The organism is Streptomyces sp. NPDC020845, from assembly GCF_044334165.1.
Taxonomy (GTDB): domain Bacteria; phylum Actinomycetota; class Actinomycetes; order Streptomycetales; family Streptomycetaceae; genus Streptomyces.
Genome location: NZ_JBIRSJ010000009.1, coordinates 142,073 through 158,821 on the forward strand (window position 1 = coordinate 142,073; position 16,749 = coordinate 158,821).

The window sequence follows — 16,749 nt, forward strand, 5'->3', positions numbered from 1 at the left end:
CAAGTTCGAGCCGTAAACCCCGGCCTCGGTGTCCCGGCCCGAGACCGACGGACGGAGTCCGGCGCAGTGTCCCGAAGCCTGTGAGGCCCTCTGGGCTGAGCGGTGCGAGGGGCGCGTGGGGAGGGGGGATTGAGCCGGATCCGGGTTCGCCGCGTTATCTGGTGACGGTGCGTGGTCTGGGTTACAAGTTCGAGCCGTAAACCCCGGCCTCGGTGTCCCGGCCCGAGACCGACGGACGGAGTCCGGCGCAGTGTCCCGAAGCCTGTGAGGCCCTCTGGGCCGAGCGGTGCGAGGGGCGCGTGGGGAGGGGGGATTGAGCCGGATCCGGGTGCGCCGCGTTATCTGGTGACGGTGCGTGGTCTGGGCTGCAAGTTCGAGCCGTAAGCCGCTACAAGCCGCCGTATGGCTTCACCGAGAGGGCCCTGGAAGTCGCTTCCAGGGCCCTCTCGGTGGTTGCTGTCGGTGCCGTCGGGTCAGTTGCCCGTCGGGGTCGGTTCGCCCGAGGCGATGCCGTTGGTCGGCGTGCCGCTCTCGTTCTCCGCCGCGCCGGACGGCTTGTTGGTCGCCGTGGCGCTGCCGGACGCCGTGGAGCCCGGCTTCTTGGTGCCGGTCTGCTTGCCGGCCGGGGTGGTGGGCGCCGTGGTGGTCGGGGTCGCGGTCGGCATCTGCGACGGGCCCCAGTCCTCGAAGTAGTGCGTCGCCGGAACCACGAACGCCGTGATCGGCACATCGCCCGTCTTGCTGAGGTCGAAGACGATCCGCTGCGCGTCGCCGTTCCTGGGGGCCTCGCGCCCGTTCTCGATGACCGCGGAAGGGTTGCCCTTGCCGCCGAGGAGCACCGAGCCGCCGGCCGGGATGATGACCGCGCCTCTGCCCTTGGCCGGGGACACCTTCACCTTGGTGCTGGTCCCGGGGAGGGTGATGGCCTTGAGGGTCTGGTTGTCCCCGCCGTTGTTGAAGATCTTGGCCGTGATGACGGCCGGGCCCTTCGCCTTGCGGTCCGGCTGGGTCACGATGGTGGCGTTCTGGATCTTGATATCGCCGATGGACGTCGCGGCGTTGTCCGGCTTGACCTGCAGCGTCTGCGCGTTGTCCCCGGCCGCGCAGGCGGAGAGCGGGGCGACCGAGACCACGAGGGCGGCGGCGGCGAGGGCGCCGCGTCGAAGGCTGCTGCTCACGGCGGCGGCATCTCCTAAGGGCTAGGTAAAAGTTGGATCAGCGGGCTTAGGTTACCGATCCCCCCGTCCGGGGCCGCACCCGACCCACCCGGGGCCGCACCCGACCCACCCGGGGTTGCCCCTGCCCGACCGGCGCGCCGCCCGGCCAGCGCCCGGCCCGCCGCCCGGGGCACCGTGGGCGGGTGCCCCGGCCCGCCGCCCGGGGCACCGCCCACGGCCGTGGAGAGACCGCAGAGAGGCCGTCGCCAAGGACGCCGCGCGATGCGATCTTCAGCTTCCCGGATCCACTTCTGACGTGCGTGTCTGATGCACGTCTGATGTGCGCGGCGAATATCGGTCCGGTGGTGGAAGGGGCGATTATCGGTAAGGAATGTGTGGACGTCCGAGAATTGATCAACACTCTTGATCCACTCTTGATCCACCCCTGATCCACTCTGGCGTGATCAATTCGGGAAAGACGATGGGATCACTCGCTCCAGGCCCGAACGGAGTAGCGGAAGTCCTTCGACTGGACTCCGGCAAAACGGGACGTAAGGTCACTCGTGAGGGGCTGTTGAGGGGTGTAACGTACGGGTTTCGCTACGCCCGTGCAGCCGCTCCCACCTGCGAATACCCGCTTCCGCAGGCCCCGCCCAGCACGTTCCGCCCGCTGTTGTCAAGCCCCGAGATATGCCCTGACCTGCGAAAACGCCATTCAGAAGAAGGCGTTCCCGTGTTACCCTGGATAGCCACGGAAGGGGTACCTGTCACATGACGTTCAAGGTTGGCGACACCGTGGTCTATCCCCATCACGGGGCCGCGCTGATCGAGGCCATCGAAACTCGCCAGATCAAAGGCGTGGACAAGACCTACTTGGTGCTGAAGGTCGCTCAGGGTGATCTGACGGTTCGTGTGCCGGCGGACAATGCGGAGTTCGTCGGTGTGCGTGATGTGGTCGGCCAGGACGGGCTGGACCGGGTCTTCGAGGTGTTGCGCGCACCGTACGCCGAAGAGCCGACGAACTGGTCCCGTCGCTACAAGGCAAATCTCGAGAAGCTCGCCTCCGGCGACGTTATCAAGGTCGCCGAAGTGGTGCGCGACCTGTGGCGCCGAGAGCGGGAGCGCGGACTCTCCGCCGGTGAGAAGCGCATGCTTGCCAAGGCACGCCAGATCCTGGTGAGTGAGCTCGCCCTCGCTGAGAACACCAACGAGGACAAGGCCGAGGCCCTGCTCGACGAGGTCCTCGCGTCCTGACACATAGATGCCGCGGTGCCCGAGTGATCCAGACATTGTCTGTCGCCGGGCGCTGCGGCATGTGCGCATGCTGGTGTCGCCGAAGATTCCGGTGCCCTGAAGTGCCCTGAAATCCGGCCCACTGTCACCACGGCCGATGCTCCGGCCGACTGCCTGCCGGCTCCGCGCCGACGGTGTTGGTGTGCCGGGCCCGGGCAGCTGACTCGACCAGTCGTCACGGAAGGGGCTGGTCGGGGCATCGCGCCCGGCACGCTGTGGCCATACCCATTTCGGTCGAGGAAGCAAACCTGAACGCCAACTCAATGTCCGTCTCAGGGCAGTCCGTGAATCCCGGGGGCAGCGAGAGCCCCGCCCGCCCCACCCGTACCGCCGCCGTGATCCCGGCCGCGGGCCGCGGGGTGCGGCTCGGGCCCGGCGCGCCCAAGGCGCTGCGTCCGCTCAGCGGTACGCCGATGCTGATCCACGCCGTCCGCGCGATGGCCCGGTCCCGTTCCGTCGCGCTGGTCGTCGTGGTCGCCCCGCCGGACGGGGCCGATGAGGTCCGCCGGCTGCTCGACGCCTATCCGCTGACCGGAACCACCGACGTGGTCGTGGTGCCGGGCGGTGAGACCCGCCAGGAGTCCGTGCGGCGCGGCCTGGCCGCCGTACCCGAGGACGTCGCTTGCGTCCTCGTCCATGACGCGGCGCGCCCGCTGGTCCCCGTCGACACCGTGGACGCGGTCGTCGCCGCCGTACGGGAGGGGGCACCCGCCGTCGTCCCGGCGCTGCCGCTCGCCGACACCGTCAAGCAGGTCGAGCCGCGCACCGGCGACCGGGCCGGGGAGCCCGAGCCGGTGGTCGGCACCCCGGACCGCGCGCTGCTGCGCGCCGTACAGACCCCGCAGGGCTTCGACCGGGCCACGCTGGTCGAGGCGCACGAGAAGATCGCCCTGGAGGGCGAGGGCGCGACGGACGACGCCGGGATGGTGGAGCGTCTTGGGGCCGAGGTCGTGGTCGTGCCCGGCCATGAGGAGGCGTTCAAGGTGACCCGGCCGCTGGATCTGGTGCTGGCCGAGGCCGTGCTCGCCAGGAGGAGGGCCACCGATGGCTTCTGAGGATTCCGGACCCTCTGAGGTCCATGGCGCGTCCCTCGCCGGGATGCCGCTCGTGGGTATCGGCACGGATGTGCACGCCTTCGAGAAGGGCCGCGAGCTGTGGTGCGCGGGTCTGCTGTGGGAGGGCGATGAGTACGGAGGGTACGGCCTGGCCGGGCACTCCGACGGCGACGTCGCCGCGCACGCCGCCTGTGACGCGCTGTTCTCCGCCGCCGGGGTCGGTGACCTCGGCGCGCACTTCGGCACCGACCGCCCCGAGTGGGCCGGGGCCTCGGGGGTCACCCTGCTGGCCGAGGCCGCCCGGATCGTCCGCGCCGCGGGGTTCGAGATCGGGAATGTGGCGATCCAGGTGATCGGCGTACGCCCGAAGATCGGCAAGCGGCGGGACGAGGCGACGAAGGCCCTTTCGGCGGCGGTCGGGGCGCCCGTGGCGATTTCGGGCACCACCACCGACGGCCTGGGTCTCACCGGCCGTGCGGAGGGACTCGCGGCGATCGCCACGGCCCTGGTGGTGCGGACGGCCTAGCCGCCCCCGGCATGGGCAAGGGAAGTCGCTCCGGCGAGCGGTTCGGCCGGACGGTTCCGCGGCCGGAGCGTCCCAAGTGTCACGCTTCTGTGTCCCTGTGGCCCTAGGGTCCCGGGGCACTGCCGCGTTCCGTCTACCCTTGATGCGTGACTATTCGCCTGTACGACACCAGCGCCCGGCAGATCCGTGACTTCAACCCGCTCACGCCGGGCTGCGTCTCGATCTACCTGTGTGGCGCGACCGTGCAGGCCGCCCCGCATATCGGGCACATCAGGTCGGGGCTCAACTTCGACATCATGCGCCGCTGGTTCAGCTACCGCGGCTACGACGTGACGTTCATCCGCAACGTCACCGACATCGACGACAAGATCATCGCGAAGTCGGCGGAGCAGAACCGCCCCTGGTGGGCGATCGGCTATGAGAACGAGCGCGCGTTCAACTCCGCGTACGACATCCTCGGCTGCCTGCCCGTGACCTATGAGCCCCGGGCCACCGGCCATGTGCCGGAGATGATCGAAATGATGCGGGGGCTGATCGAGCGGGGCCATGCCTACGCCGCCGAGGGCAGCGTCTACTTCGACGTGCGCTCGTACCCCGGCTATCTCCAGCTCTCCAACCAGGAGCTGGACGGGCTGCGCCAGCCCTCCGGCGAGGGTGAGTACGGCAAGCGCGATCCGCGTGACTTCGCCATGTGGAAGGCGGCCAAGCCCGGCGAGCCGAGCTGGGAGACCCCGTGGGGGCGCGGCCGGCCCGGCTGGCACCTGGAGTGCTCGGCGATGGCCCATAAGTACCTGGGCTCCGCCTTCGACATCCACGGCGGCGGCGTCGACCTGATCTTCCCGCACCATGAGAACGAGATCGCGCAGGCCAAGGCGTACGGCGACGACTTCGCGACGTACTGGACGCATAACGCCTGGGTGACCATGAGCGGCGAGAAGATGAGCAAGTCGCTCGGCAATTCGGTGCTGGTCTCCGAGATGGTCAAGCACTGGCGCCCCATCGTGCTGCGCTACTACCTCGGCACCCCGCACTACCGCTCCATGATCGAGTACAGCGCGGAGTCGCTGCGCGAGGCCGAGTCCGCGTTCGCGCGCATCGAGGGCTTCGTACAGCGGGTCACCGAGAAGGCCGGGAAGGTCGTTCCGCCCGCGCCCGAGGTGCCGCCCGCGTTCGCGGAGGCGATGGACGACGACTTCGGCGTCCCGCAGGCGCTCGCGGTCGTCCACACCACCGTCCGCCAGGGGAACTCCGCCCTGACCGCCGACGACAAGGAGGCGGCGGTCGCGCGGCTGGCCGAGGTGCGCGCCATGCTCGGCGTGCTGGGCCTCGACCCGCTCGACGAGCACTGGGCGGGCGGCCCGGACCGGGGTGAGGATCTGCACGGCGTGGTCGACTCGCTCGTACGGCTGGTCCTGGAGCAGCGGCAGGCCGCGCGGACCCGTAAGGACTACGCGACGGCGGACGCCATCCGCGATCAGCTTCAGCAGTCGGGGCTGGTCATCGAGGACACCCCGAGCGGGCCTCGCTGGGAGCTCGGCTCGCGCTGACCCCGGCGGCCCCGCCCCGACCGACCGACCCACCGACGCGGTGCGCCCCGGCACACCCCTACGACATGACCCAAGCAGGCAGCCGCCGGACCAGGCCCGGGGGCGCAGCCGCGCGAAGCCGTGAGGCCCGTCAGGGCCGGGCGGCCGGCGGGCGGCCACGGATGAGGAACAGGTGAACCCCATGGCCGGCAACAGCCAGCGCAGGAACCGTCGCACCGCCAACAAGAAGGGCGCGACGGTCGGCAGCGGCGGCAAGCGGCGCCGGGCTCTGGAAGGCAAGGGCCCCACCCCGCCCGCCGAGATGCGCAAGGGCCATGCCAAGCAGCGCGTCGCCCAGGCGCGCGCCAAGCAGGCGGCCCGCCGCCCGGCCCCGCGGCGCGGCGGCGGCAAGGGTACGAACGAGCTGGTCGTCGGGCGTAACCCGGTCGTCGAGGCGCTGCGCGAGGGCGTCCCGGCCAGCACGCTGTACGTCCAGCAGTTCATCGACAGCGACGAGCGGGTGCGCGAGGCGCTGAAGCTCGCGGCCGACCGCGGCGGTATCCACCTCATGGAGGCCCCGCGCCCCGAGCTGGACCGGATGACCAACGGGCTCAACCACCAGGGGCTGGTGCTCCAGGTGCCGCCGTACGAGTACGCGCACCCCGAGGACCTGCTCGACGCCGCGGCCGAGGAGGGCCAGGATGCGCTGATCGTGGCCCTCGACGGGGTCACCGACCCGCGCAACCTGGGCGCCGTGGTGCGCTCGGTGTCGGCGTTCGGTGGCCATGGCGTGGTGGTGCCGGAGCGGCGCGCGGCCGGGATGACGGCGGGGGCGTGGAAGACCTCGGCGGGCACCGCGGCGCGTACGCCGGTGGCGCGGGCGACCAACCTCACGCGCGCGCTGGAGGCGTACAAGAAGGCTGGCCTGATGGTGGTCGGGCTCGACGCGGACGGCGACACCGAGGTGCAGAACGCCGAGGTGCTGGACGGTCCGGTGGTGATCGTGGCCGGCAGCGAGGGCAAGGGGCTGTCCCGGCTGGTCGCCGAGACCTGCGACGTCCTGGTGCGCATCCCGATGCCCGGCGGCGCCGAATCGCTGAACGCGGGCGTGGCGACGGGTGTCGTGCTGTACGAGGTGGTCCGGCACCGGAGCTGAGCGGTCCGGCCCGCGGTCGGGCTTCCGGTCCGGCCCCCGGTCGGGTTCCCGGTCCGCCCCCCGGTCCGGCACCCCGTCCGGCACCGTTCGGGCTCCCGGTCCGGCACCCCGTCCGGCCCTCGGTCGGGCTCCCGGCCCGCCCCCGGTCCGGCACCCCGTCCGGCACCGTTCGGGCTCCCGATCCGGCACCCGGGCCGCCCCGGGTCCGGCTCCAGGCCCGCCCCCGGAGCTGAAGCGATCATGGTCTGAGGGGTCTCACATGATCATGGCTTGACGGGCCTCGGACACCTCGGGGCGGTCACGGCAGTGTCCTATCCGCGCGTCACTCGGTTAGTTGAGCGTGGAGACCAGAACACCCCGCACGCCCTTGGGGGGACGCGCACCGGGTTTTGACGACGAGCCACGGCTGACCATGGCCAAGGTGCCGAGCGATCCGGCACAGGTCACCGTCAATCCCGCGAGCTTCCGGGTGCAGCTCGCCGCCCCGGTGGTGAGCGACGCGCTGGCGGACACGACGCGGCTCGCCCGCGTCCCGGCCGCCGCCCGGCGCCGCCCGCCCGTGGTCTGGAGCGGCCGCACCCGGCCCGGCGGCGACGCGGACACCACCCGGCTGCTGCAGGCCGTGCGGTACGCGGGGGTGGGACTCGCAGAAAAAGGGGCCAAGGGGGACGGCGCCTCCGGCGTCGGGGACGGCGGCGATGACGTGGCCGCCACCCAGGTGCTGCCGCGGCTCGCCTTCGACGACGGCCCGCCCACGGTCATCGGCCCGCGCCGAAGCCCGTACGCCGAGCGGGGGCGCGCCCCGGCGGCAGCCGGTGGAGTGCCCCCGCAGGCGGGGGAGCGGCGGGCGGCCGGGGGGCGGACCGCTGAAGGGCGGGCGGCCCGGAGCGGGAGCCGGGGCGCCGAGGTGCCGCGACCGCGCCGCCACGCCGAGTCCGTACGGCACGGCTACTACCCCGGCCGCCGGATGAACCTGGGCGTGGTGCTGCTCCCGCTGCGCGTCTTCCTCGGCCTCATCTCCATCTACGCCGGTATGGGCAAGCTCTCCGACCCGGTCTACTTCGACGGCGGCGAGCGCGGCTCGATGGTCACCTGGCTGCGTTCGCTGCGCCCCTGGGCGATCGCCGAGCCGCTGCGCGACTTCGCGCTCGGGCATCCGGTGGGTGCGGGTCTGACGGTGGCCTTCCTACAGGTCGTGGTCGGGGTGCTGACGGTGCTGGGGCTGTGGCAGCGGCTGGCGGCCTTCTTCGGCGCGTCGCTGTCGGCCGCGCTGATCCTGACCGTGAGCTGGCGGACCGTACCGGTGTACGACGCGCCGGACATCATCTACCTCGCCGCCTGGAGCCCGCTGATCATTGCCGGCGCCCCGGTGTACTCGACGGACGCCCGGCTCGCGGGCGAGGCGTGGCGGCGGCTTGGGCCGCGGGTCGGGCTGTGGGCGCTGCGGCGGCGGGTGCTGCGCCGGGGCGGCTTCATGGCGATGATCGTGGTCGGGATGACGCTGCTGCTCGGCTCGATGCTCGGCGGTGCCGTACGGGCCTCGGAGACGGTGCGCGGACCGGCGCCGAGCGACACCCCGACGAACAACCTGCCCGGTTCGCCGCTGCCCCGGCGGGCCGACGAGAGCCCCAGCGGCGCCACCCGCGGCCCCCTCGGCGCGGGCGGGGCGCCGTCCCCGCGCGCCCCGCGGACCAGCCCGACCGCCCCGTCGGCGGCCTCCTCCACGGGCTCGCCCAGCGCGTCGGCCCCGGCAGGCAGTTCCCACCGCCCCCGCCCGTCGCACAGCGGCGCGCGGACCGCCCCAGGGCAGCCGCGGCGGCCCGCAGCCGACCCGGAGACCACGGAAGGGCCGTCGTCGGCGGGCGGGCGGACCGGCCGGGGCGGCCGGGGCGGTCTCGGCATCGGCGAGGGCGAGACCTGGCCCGAGGCGGTCACGGGCAGCGGCGGCACGTCCGGCGACTCGTACGGCTACGGCGAGAGCTCCCCGGAGAGCGGCGGCGGGGCCCTCGGCGGGCTCCTCGGCTGACGCGGCGGTCGGCTGGCGCGGGGGTCGGCGCCGACGCGCCGCGATATTGGCGTCGCGCCACGGTCTCGCTGATGTGCCGCCACCCGGCTGACGCCTCGGCCCGGCCCAGGCAGTGCCTGGGCCGGGCCGACCGCTGTCCGGGCGTTGTCCGACCGCTGTCCGGGCGCGGCTGCCGCGGGGCCGCTGCCGCGGGGCGCGGCGCTCCTCAGCAGCGCACGGCTCCAGGGCCGCGGCCGACCGCGGCGCCCGGGCCGCGGCCCGGATCATCACGCGCGTGAGCTCGTGAGCCGGCGCTCATGCGCGCTGTGCGGCGGGGGCCTGGCCCAGTGTGCCGTGCGGCGGCGATCCGGCGGCCAGCTCCTTGGCGGCCTCGGTCAGGTCCTTGGCCGTGTCGATGGCGCGCCAGTACGCGCCGTGGGGCAGCGGGAACCCGGCCAGCCGGCGCTCGCGGGCGAGCCGGGGGAAGGTGGTGCGCTCGTGGTCCCCGCGGTCGGGGAGCAGCGCGGTGAAGTCGGCGGAGAAGACGTAGACGCCGGCGTTGATGAGGTACGGCGACGGCGGCGCCTCGATGAAGTCGAGGACATGGCCGAACTCGTCGGTCTCCACCGCGCCCCAGGGGATGCGCGGGCGGGCCAGGGCGAGCGTGGCGACGGCGTCGCGCTCGCGGTGGAAGTCGGCCATGTCGCGGAGCGAGAAGCGGGTCCAGATGTCGCCGTTGGTGGCGTACCAGGACCGGTCGGGGTGCGGGAGCGACGCGGCGGCGAACTTGAGACCGCCGCCGCGGCCCAGCGGCTCCTTCTCGACGACCGTCGTCACCCGCAGCGGCAGATCCGCCGACTCCAGCCAGTCCTGGAGCACCGCCGCGAGGTGGCCGCAGGAGACGACGGCGTCGGTGACGCCCTCGGCGGCCAGCCAGGCGAGCTGGTGGCCGATGATCGGGGTGCCGGTGCCTGGGATCTCGACCATGGGCTTGGGCCGGTCGTCGGTGTACGGGCGCAGCCGCGAGCCCTGGCCTCCGGCCAGAACGACGGCTTGTGTGGGGCGCGCGGGCAGTGGGTGCCGCGCCGCGGTGCGGGCGTCATCTGTCATGGGCCGCACGATATGCGGGACCGCCGAGAACATAAGGGTGGGGGCGGCCGGCCGCGTCAGCGGCGGGCCCGGGTGACGCCGGTCGCGTACGAGGTGTCGCAGACCGGACGGGAGTAGGCCTGGGCGCGGTCCGTGCCGCCGTACTTGGCGACCGCCGCGCGGCCGAGCGCGCGGGCGATGGAGGCGCAGTGCCTGGCCAGCGAGGGCCGCTCGGATGTGGCGACTTGGAGATGGGTGAGGGCCACGCCCGGGTCCTTCTCCTGGAGTTCGGCGAGCAGCCGGTCGCGCAGCGCCTCGTGCGGGGCGCGGTGGGCGGCGCGGGTGGATGCCTTGTCGGAGGAGGCGGTGAGGATCTGCGACCCGGCCCCCGGGGAGGCCCACGGGACGCGGGTGACGGCGAGCGTCCCGGAGAGGACGAGGACGACGGGGAGGACGAGGGCGAGAGTTCTGCCGATGCGGCGGGCTGCGGTGTTCAAGACGTTCCTCGCGGTTCGTGGCCGTACCGACCGCCCGTATGCGGACGGTCGGTACGTAGGGGACTGCGGTACGCGGCGATCGTAGCGAGGAGCGATGATTTGGCGACATTTAGTCACCGTTTTGGGGGACCAGATACGCCAGAGAGGGGGGTGGGCCTTGACGGGTTGGGGTGAAATGCCCGATCTGTGAGGGTATTTATCTGTCGGGCTATTTGTCGATACAGCAACAGGCGCCGCCCGTCCGCACAGAGGCGGACGGACGGCGCCGTGCAGTCAATCGGATTGTCGCGCGCTCAGTCGCTCACGCGCTCAATCGGCTCGGGCGGTCAGTCGCTGAGCCGCTCGCCCGTGGACGTCGAGAAGACGTGGGTCTCGCCCGGGCGCGGGACGACGTGCAGCTGGGCGCCCTTCTCCGGCACCTGGCGGCCGTTGACCCGGACGACCAGGTCCTTGACCTCGCCGCCGACCTCGGCGGTGCCGTAGACGTAGCCGTCGGCGCCGAGTTCCTCGACGACGTTGACGGTGACGGCCAGACCGGCCGGGGCGTCCTTGCTCTCCTTGGTGAGGGCCTTGGCGGCGGCACCGCCCTCCTCGACCACGTCGAAGTGCTCGGGGCGGACGCCGACGGTGACCGTGCGGTCGCCCTTGTCGGACGCGGCGCTCAGCGCCTCACGGCTGACCGGGACGACGCTGTTGCCGAACTTCACGCCGCCGTCGGTGATCGGCACCTCTACCAGGTTCATCGCCGGGGAGCCGATGAAGCCCGCGACGAACAGGTTGTTGGGGCGGTCGTACATGTTGCGCGGCGAGTCGACCTGCTGGAGCAGCCCGTCCTTGAGGACGGCCACCCGGTCGCCCATGGTCATGGCCTCGACCTGGTCGTGGGTGACGTACACGGTGGTGATGCCCAGCCGGCGCTGCAGGCTGGCGATCTGGGTACGGGTCTGCACACGGAGCTTGGCGTCCAGGTTGGACAGCGGCTCGTCCATGAGGAAGACCTGCGGCTCACGCACGATCGCGCGGCCCATCGCGACACGCTGCCGCTGACCACCGGAGAGCGCCTTGGGCTTGCGGTCCAGGTACTCGGTGAGGTCCAGGATCTTGGCCGCTTCCTCGACCTTCTGCCGGATCTCCGTCTTGTTGACGCCGGCGATCTTCAGCGCGAAGCCCATGTTCTGGGCCACGGTCATATGCGGGTACAGCGCGTAGTTCTGGAACACCATCGCGATGTCCCGGTCCTTCGGCGGAAGGTGGGTGACATCGCGGTCGCCGATCCGGATCGAGCCGCCGTTGACGTCCTCGAGGCCGGCGAGCATCCGTAGGGAGGTGGACTTGCCGCAGCCGGAGGGGCCGACGAGAACGAGGAACTCGCCGTCCTCGATGTCGATCTCGAGCTGATCGACGGCGGGCTTCTCAGTGCCCGGGTAGATCCGGGTCGCCTTGTCGTACGTAACCGTGGCCATGCTGATCTGGTCCCTTCACCGGCAGGAACGTGCCGGACGATCCGAGTAAAGGCAGGGGTCTAGTCCACTTGCGCGGACTGGCCGCGACCTTAACTCGGAGTGGGGCTCCCTGTCTCTACCTGTGCTGACCAAACTTTGGGCGAGCGGAGAATTTCGAACGGATCACCCCCTCGGCGTGGGTACACTGCTGGGGACGCGCCGACTTAGCTCAGCTGGTAGAGCACCGCTCTTGTAAAGCGAAGGTCGTCGGTTCGAGCCCGACAGTCGGCTCCGCGAGCGCACGGCCCTTCGTGGCGAACCACGGAGGGCCGTTCGTCTCGCCCCTCACACCCATCCCGTGCCCCGGGTTCCCGTCTCGGCTGTCAACAAATTGCCAGCCGCGCCCCCGCGTGATCGCCCACCGTTGCCCTCCGAGTGCGCTGCGCATTCGGAGCGGGGTCACCTGGGGCGGAGTTTCCGGGTCGGAGTGCAGCTTGTTGACAATCCCGTGGCTGCCGCGCCGTGGCGTTAAGTAGAAGCGGCACAAAAGTGGGCGATTTTACTTGATCTTTACCAACTGTAGTGCGTTGACTGGCTTGCTGAGGGCGAACTAATCTCCCGCCGCAGGGGCTTGTACGGCCTTTCCAGCCACAATCCACCTACTGGACACGGGCTTCTCGACTGCGGGGAAGAAGGGCTACTCGCGGGTTGAGGACCGGTGGGTAACGGTGGCGCGGAAGTTCGTGATGCGGAAGTTCGTGATTCTGATCGGCGGCTGTGTCATTGCGGATTCAATTACGGGGCGGCCGCCGATCGCCTTCGCGGCCGTTCTCGGTGACTTGGGACGGTCGGCAGCAACCGACGGGTATGCGACGGACGGGTCGTGTGCCGCATGGGGGAGTCATGGCTGAACTGTCCATGTCCAAACTGTCCATGTCCAATACAAAGGAAGAGCCGGCGGCGTCCATGCTCGGTGCCCCGGCCCAGTCCCCGCCGATGGTGCTGGCCACCGACGGCCCCGCCGTCAGACAGGCCATCGGGCAGCTCCTGTCGCGCGCCCGGCACAGCATCAGTCTGATCGTGCCCGGCACCTTCGAGCGGGCCAAACCGATCCTCCCGCTGATGGGCCGGTTCACCGCCGTCGCGGGCACCGGGGTCACCGTGCGGGTGCTCTGCGCCCCGCAGGTCCTGGCCCCGCTCGGCATCCTCGCCGCCGCGCGGCGCGGCCCGCTGGGCTATGAGGTCCGGGTCGCGGACGTGGATCTGCAGGGGACCGTGATCGCCGACGGCAGGGCCGCCTTCGGCCGGTCGGGCGGCGAATGCGGCGGCCGGTACGCGACCTTCAACTACGACCCCGCCTCGGTCCGCGCGCTGGACCTGATGTTCGCCGGGGCCTGGGGCAGCGCGATGCCGCTGGACGAGCATCAGCGCCTGGCCGACCGGCTGCGCTCGGACTCGGTACGGATGATCCTGGAGCGCCTGCGCGAGGGTCACACGGACGATGTGGCGGCGCGCCAGATCAGGGTCTCGCTGCGCACGTACCGCCGCCATGTCGCGGCGATCATGCGTGACGTCGGGGCCAACTCCCGCTTCCAGGCCGGGGTGCGCGCCGTCGAACTGGGGCTGTTGTCGGACGTCGACTGACGTGACCGGGCACGAGGAGGGCGGCGTCGAAAACGAGCTGGCCGAGCAGGCCATCGCCCAGGAACTCCTGGCGGTACGCGCGCTCATAGCATCCACGGTCGCCGCATCAGCCGCGGCTGCCGAATCCGTCGTCGGCGATTCCGGGGCCGGTGATTCCGGCTCTGGTGAATCCGGTTCCGGCCAATCCGGTTCCGGCCAATCCGCGGCCGGTCAATCCGGTTCCGGTGATTCCGGGGCGGCCGAATCCGCGGCCGACCAGGGCGCCGGGCGACCGCGGGGGAACTCCTGGGTCGCGGCGGTGGAAACGGACGAGGAAGAAATTCGAACGGCTGCCGAAGAGCTGATCCGGGAGGCCGGGGGGAATGTCGACGTGGTGCTCGCGGCGGAGGCCGCGCATGTCGGTGCGCTGCATTCCGTACTGAGCGAATGGCTCCGCTCCGGCGGCGAGGACGTGAGAACACGTGTTCTGTGCGCCCAGAACTCACTCGACTGGAATTTTGTGCGACGGCACGCCAGGGACCGGCGGCATCTGGAGGTCCGGGTCGCCCGGATTCCGCTCCTCGCCGCGTTCATCGTCGACGGCCGCGCCGCGCTGGTGTGCGCCGACTCCGCGGTCGGCCGCCGGGCCTCCGCCATCCGCGACCCGGGGGTCATCGAGACCCTGCAGACCCTCTTCGACGGCATCTGGCGCAATGCGGTGGTGGTGAACGAGCGGGTCGACTTCGGCGACCACCCCCGGATGGAGATGGTGCGGCCGATCCTGGAGTGGCTGAGGCTCGGCGTCACCGACGAGGTCGCCGCGCGCGAGCTGTCGGTCTCGGTGCGCACATATCGCCGCTATGTCGCCGAGATCATGGCCCTGCTGGGTGCGAGCTCCCGGTTCCAGGCCGGGGTGCGCGCCGCTGAGCTGGGGCTACTGCCGGTCACACCCCCCGGGGACGCCCAGCGGGACCCGCCGCGAGACCCCCCGCGCCACCGGCGCTGAGCCGGTGGCGAGGAGGGCGGTGACCGTGGCCGGTTGAGGTGCTGGCAGCTTCCTGTAGGCGCGTTGCGGGTGCTCTGGGCGTCCGGCTAGACATGATGAACTGACCTGACGAAAGCCGTAGTTGCGGACGGTCCTGGCGCATGGGAGTGACCGGCCCGACAAGGAGGCACTCTTATGACGATTTCAACTCCCGAAATGTTGGTGACGAGTCACCGGAAGACGACTCGGGGAAACACGGCTCCGGCCGCCCCCGCCGCCCCGGAAAGGATGACTCCGGAACGGATATCTCCAGACCGGACCTCTCCAGACCGGACCTCCCCGGACCGGACCTCCCCGGAGCAGCTGCTGAGCGGGGTCGGTGTGCTCGACAAGGCATCGCTGCTGCTCGGTGTCCTGGAAGCGGGCCCGGCCTCGCTGGCCAGGCTGGTCTCCGCCACCGGCCTCAAACGCCCCACCGTGCACCGGCTGGTGCTCGCCCTGGAGCGGCTGCGGCTGCTGGCCCGGGACGCACAGGGCCGCTTCATCCTGGGGCCGAGGCTCGGGCTGATGGCCCTGGAGGCATGTCGGGACCACCTGGCGACGACGGCGGAGCCCGTGCTGAGCGAGTTGCGCGATGTGACCGGCGCCAGCGCCCGGCTCTACCGGCGCCGCGGATATATGCGTATCTGCGTCGCCGAGGCCGCGGTGGCCGGCAACCCGGTCGCACAGGACCGGGTGCCGGTCGGCGCCGCCCTGCCGATGAACGCCGGCCCCGTCTCCCAGGTGCTGCTGGCCTGGGAGCGGCCCGAGGATCTGTACGAGGGGCTGCGCGGCGCCCAGTTCACCGCCGCCACGCTCTCCGGTGTACGGCGCCAGGGCTGGGCCCAGAGCGTCGGCGGGCGGGAGCACGGGATAGCCGCCGTGGCGGCCCCGGTGCGCGGCCCCGGCGGCCGGGTGGTCGCCGCGCTATCGATCTCCGGGCCCATCGGGCGGATGTCCAACGCCCCGGGCCGGGTCTACGGCAGCGCGGTGATCGACGCGGCGGTACGGCTCGGCAGCGGTTTCCAGCGCTGAGGTCGGGGGCCGCCGCCTGTTGCGGGGTTGCCCCCTGCCGCCGGGGCCGCCCTCTGCCGCCGGGGCCGCCCCCTGTCGCGGGGTGGCCACCGCTGCGGGATGCTGTGCGCATGCCGACGCCCGCTGAGCAGCAGCTCGCCCCCATGACCCTTGAGGACTACACCGCCCGGATGTCCCGGGCGGCCCGCACCGCCGCCGACGCCGGGCTGGCCGGGCTGGTGGTCACCCCCGGCCCGGACATGGTCCATCTGTGCGGTTACCGCCCCCCGGCGGAGACCGAGCGCCTCACCGCCCTGATGCTCGTCCCGGGGCAGACGCCCCGGCTCCTGGTCCCCCTGCTGGAGCGGCCGGACGCGCTGGCCGCGACCGGCGTGGGCGCGACCGAGGTGACCGGCTGGACCGACGGCGGCGACCCGTACCGGACGGCGGCGGACATGCTGCCGCCGCGCGGCCGTTACGGGATCTCCGACGAGACCTGGGCCGTCCACCTGCTCGGCCTCCAGCGCGTTCTGCCGGACACCTCCTACTCCGCGATCGGCGAGGCGCTGCCCATGCTGCGCGCGGTCAAGGACACCCACGAGGTGCAGCGGCTCGCGTCCGCGGGGGCGGCGGCCGACGCGGCGTACGAGGAGATCGTGCAGGTCCGCTTCGCCGGGCGGCGGGAGCGCGATATCGCCGCCGACCTCAGCGCGCTGCTGCTGCGGTACGGCCACAGCCAGGTCGACTTCACGGTCGTGGGCTCGGGCCCCAACGGCGCCAACCCGCACCACGAGGCCGGGGAGCGGGTGATCGAGGAAGGCGACATGGTGGTGCTGGACTTCGGTGGCCTCAAGGACGGCTACGGCTCCGACACCACGCGTACGGTGCACGTCGGCGAGCCGACGAAGGAAGAGCGCAAGGTCCACGACATCGTGCGCGAGGCACAGCAGGCGGCGTTCGAGGCGGTCCGGCCGGGGGCGGCCTGCCAGGACATCGACCGGGTGGCGCGCCAGGTGATCAACGAGGCGGGCTACGGCGAGTACTTCATCCACCGCACCGGCCACGGCATCGGCGTCACGACGCATGAGCCGCCCTATATGGCGGAGGGCGAGCAGCTGCCGCTGGTGCCGGGGATGTGCTTCTCGATCGAGCCGGGGATCTATCTGCCGGGGCGGTTCGGGGTGCGTATCGAGGACATCGTGACCTGCACGGAGACGGGCGGGCGGCGGCTGAACAACACGGCCCGGGAGCTGCGGGTCGTGGCCTGAGAACGGAGCGGATACGGGAGGGGGCCCGGGGCCGGTGCCGCTCTCCCCTCGTGCAGCGGCACCGGCCCCGCGGG

Annotated in this window: 14 protein-coding genes, 1 tRNA gene and 2 pseudogenes; 13 read left to right on the forward strand and 4 right to left on the reverse strand. The window is 71.8% G+C overall.

Annotated elements, in window-relative coordinates:
• Positions 1-128 precede the first annotated feature (128 nt).
• Together ACH4U7_RS24220 and ACH4U7_RS24225 are read left to right on the forward strand one after the other, a co-directional pair.
• Positions 129-200: pseudogene (locus ACH4U7_RS24220) on the forward strand (DNA-binding response regulator); the annotation flags it as partial.
• A 112-nt stretch (positions 201-312) separates the two neighbouring features.
• Positions 313-384: pseudogene (locus ACH4U7_RS24225) on the forward strand (DNA-binding response regulator); the annotation flags it as partial.
• Positions 385-473: 89 nt separating this feature from the next.
• On the opposite strand, the gene ACH4U7_RS24230 reads toward ACH4U7_RS24225, so the two are convergent.
• Positions 474-1,178: a DUF461 domain-containing protein gene (locus ACH4U7_RS24230; RefSeq protein ID WP_398529939.1), complete on the reverse strand. Its 705-nt coding sequence runs from the start codon at positions 1,176-1,178 to the stop codon at positions 474-476.
• Positions 1,179-1,928: 750 nt separating this feature from the next.
• On the opposite strand from ACH4U7_RS24230, the gene ACH4U7_RS24235 reads away from it, so the two are divergent.
• From ACH4U7_RS24235 to ACH4U7_RS24260, 6 genes are all read left to right on the forward strand, one after another.
• Positions 1,929-2,411, forward strand: a complete 483-nt coding sequence (locus ACH4U7_RS24235) for a CarD family transcriptional regulator (protein ID WP_003953493.1) — start codon at positions 1,929-1,931, stop codon at positions 2,409-2,411.
• 302 nt (positions 2,412-2,713) lie between these two features.
• Positions 2,714-3,505 (forward strand): 2-C-methyl-D-erythritol 4-phosphate cytidylyltransferase, encoded by a 792-nt coding sequence (ispD, locus tag ACH4U7_RS24240; RefSeq protein ID WP_398529940.1) that lies wholly within the window; start codon positions 2,714-2,716, stop codon positions 3,503-3,505.
• A gap of 43 nt (positions 3,506-3,548) precedes the next feature.
• A complete protein-coding gene (ispF, locus tag ACH4U7_RS24245; RefSeq protein ID WP_398530228.1) occupies positions 3,549-4,031 on the forward strand; it encodes a 2-C-methyl-D-erythritol 2,4-cyclodiphosphate synthase in 483 nt (160 codons plus the stop codon).
• Positions 4,032-4,177: 146 nt separating this feature from the next.
• Positions 4,178-5,578, forward strand: a complete 1,401-nt coding sequence (cysS, locus tag ACH4U7_RS24250) for a cysteine--tRNA ligase (RefSeq protein WP_398529941.1) — start codon at positions 4,178-4,180, stop codon at positions 5,576-5,578.
• Positions 5,579-5,759: 181 nt separating this feature from the next.
• Positions 5,760-6,713, forward strand: a complete 954-nt coding sequence (rlmB, locus tag ACH4U7_RS24255) for a 23S rRNA (guanosine(2251)-2'-O)-methyltransferase RlmB (protein WP_398529942.1) — start codon at positions 5,760-5,762, stop codon at positions 6,711-6,713.
• A 412-nt stretch (positions 6,714-7,125) separates the two neighbouring features.
• Positions 7,126-8,739, forward strand: a complete 1,614-nt coding sequence (locus tag ACH4U7_RS24260) for a DoxX family membrane protein (protein WP_398529943.1) — start codon at positions 7,126-7,128, stop codon at positions 8,737-8,739.
• A 294-nt stretch (positions 8,740-9,033) separates the two neighbouring features.
• Here ACH4U7_RS24260 and ACH4U7_RS24265 read toward each other — a convergent pair whose 3' ends face one another.
• From ACH4U7_RS24265 to ACH4U7_RS24275, 3 genes are all read right to left on the reverse strand, one after another.
• Complete coding sequence (locus tag ACH4U7_RS24265; RefSeq protein ID WP_398529944.1) at positions 9,034-9,828, reverse strand: NDP-sugar synthase; 795 nt, start codon at positions 9,826-9,828, stop codon at positions 9,034-9,036.
• A gap of 56 nt (positions 9,829-9,884) precedes the next feature.
• Positions 9,885-10,304, reverse strand: a complete 420-nt coding sequence (locus tag ACH4U7_RS24270) for a hypothetical protein (protein ID WP_398529945.1) — start codon at positions 10,302-10,304, stop codon at positions 9,885-9,887.
• Between the two features lie 326 nt (positions 10,305-10,630).
• Positions 10,631-11,767 carry an ABC transporter ATP-binding protein gene (locus ACH4U7_RS24275; protein ID WP_398529946.1) on the reverse strand — a complete coding sequence of 379 codons (1,137 nt, stop codon included), beginning with the start codon at positions 11,765-11,767 and terminating at the stop codon, positions 10,631-10,633.
• A gap of 197 nt (positions 11,768-11,964) precedes the next feature.
• Here ACH4U7_RS24275 and ACH4U7_RS24280 point away from each other — a divergent pair.
• From ACH4U7_RS24280 to ACH4U7_RS24300, 5 genes are all read left to right on the forward strand, one after another.
• A tRNA-Thr gene (locus tag ACH4U7_RS24280) sits at positions 11,965-12,037 on the forward strand.
• A 612-nt stretch (positions 12,038-12,649) separates the two neighbouring features.
• Positions 12,650-13,390 (forward strand): hypothetical protein, encoded by a 741-nt coding sequence (locus ACH4U7_RS24285; protein WP_398529947.1) that lies wholly within the window; start codon positions 12,650-12,652, stop codon positions 13,388-13,390.
• A 1-nt stretch (position 13,391) separates the two neighbouring features.
• A complete protein-coding gene (locus tag ACH4U7_RS24290) occupies positions 13,392-14,375 on the forward strand; it encodes a LuxR family transcriptional regulator (protein ID WP_398529948.1) in 984 nt (327 codons plus the stop codon).
• Positions 14,376-14,735: 360 nt separating this feature from the next.
• Positions 14,736-15,428: an IclR family transcriptional regulator gene (locus ACH4U7_RS24295; RefSeq protein ID WP_398530229.1), complete on the forward strand. Its 693-nt coding sequence runs from the start codon at positions 14,736-14,738 to the stop codon at positions 15,426-15,428.
• A 110-nt stretch (positions 15,429-15,538) separates the two neighbouring features.
• Positions 15,539-16,675 carry an aminopeptidase P family protein gene (locus ACH4U7_RS24300; protein ID WP_398529949.1) on the forward strand — a complete coding sequence of 379 codons (1,137 nt, stop codon included), beginning with the start codon at positions 15,539-15,541 and terminating at the stop codon, positions 16,673-16,675.
• The last annotated feature ends 74 nt before the right edge of the window (positions 16,676-16,749 follow it).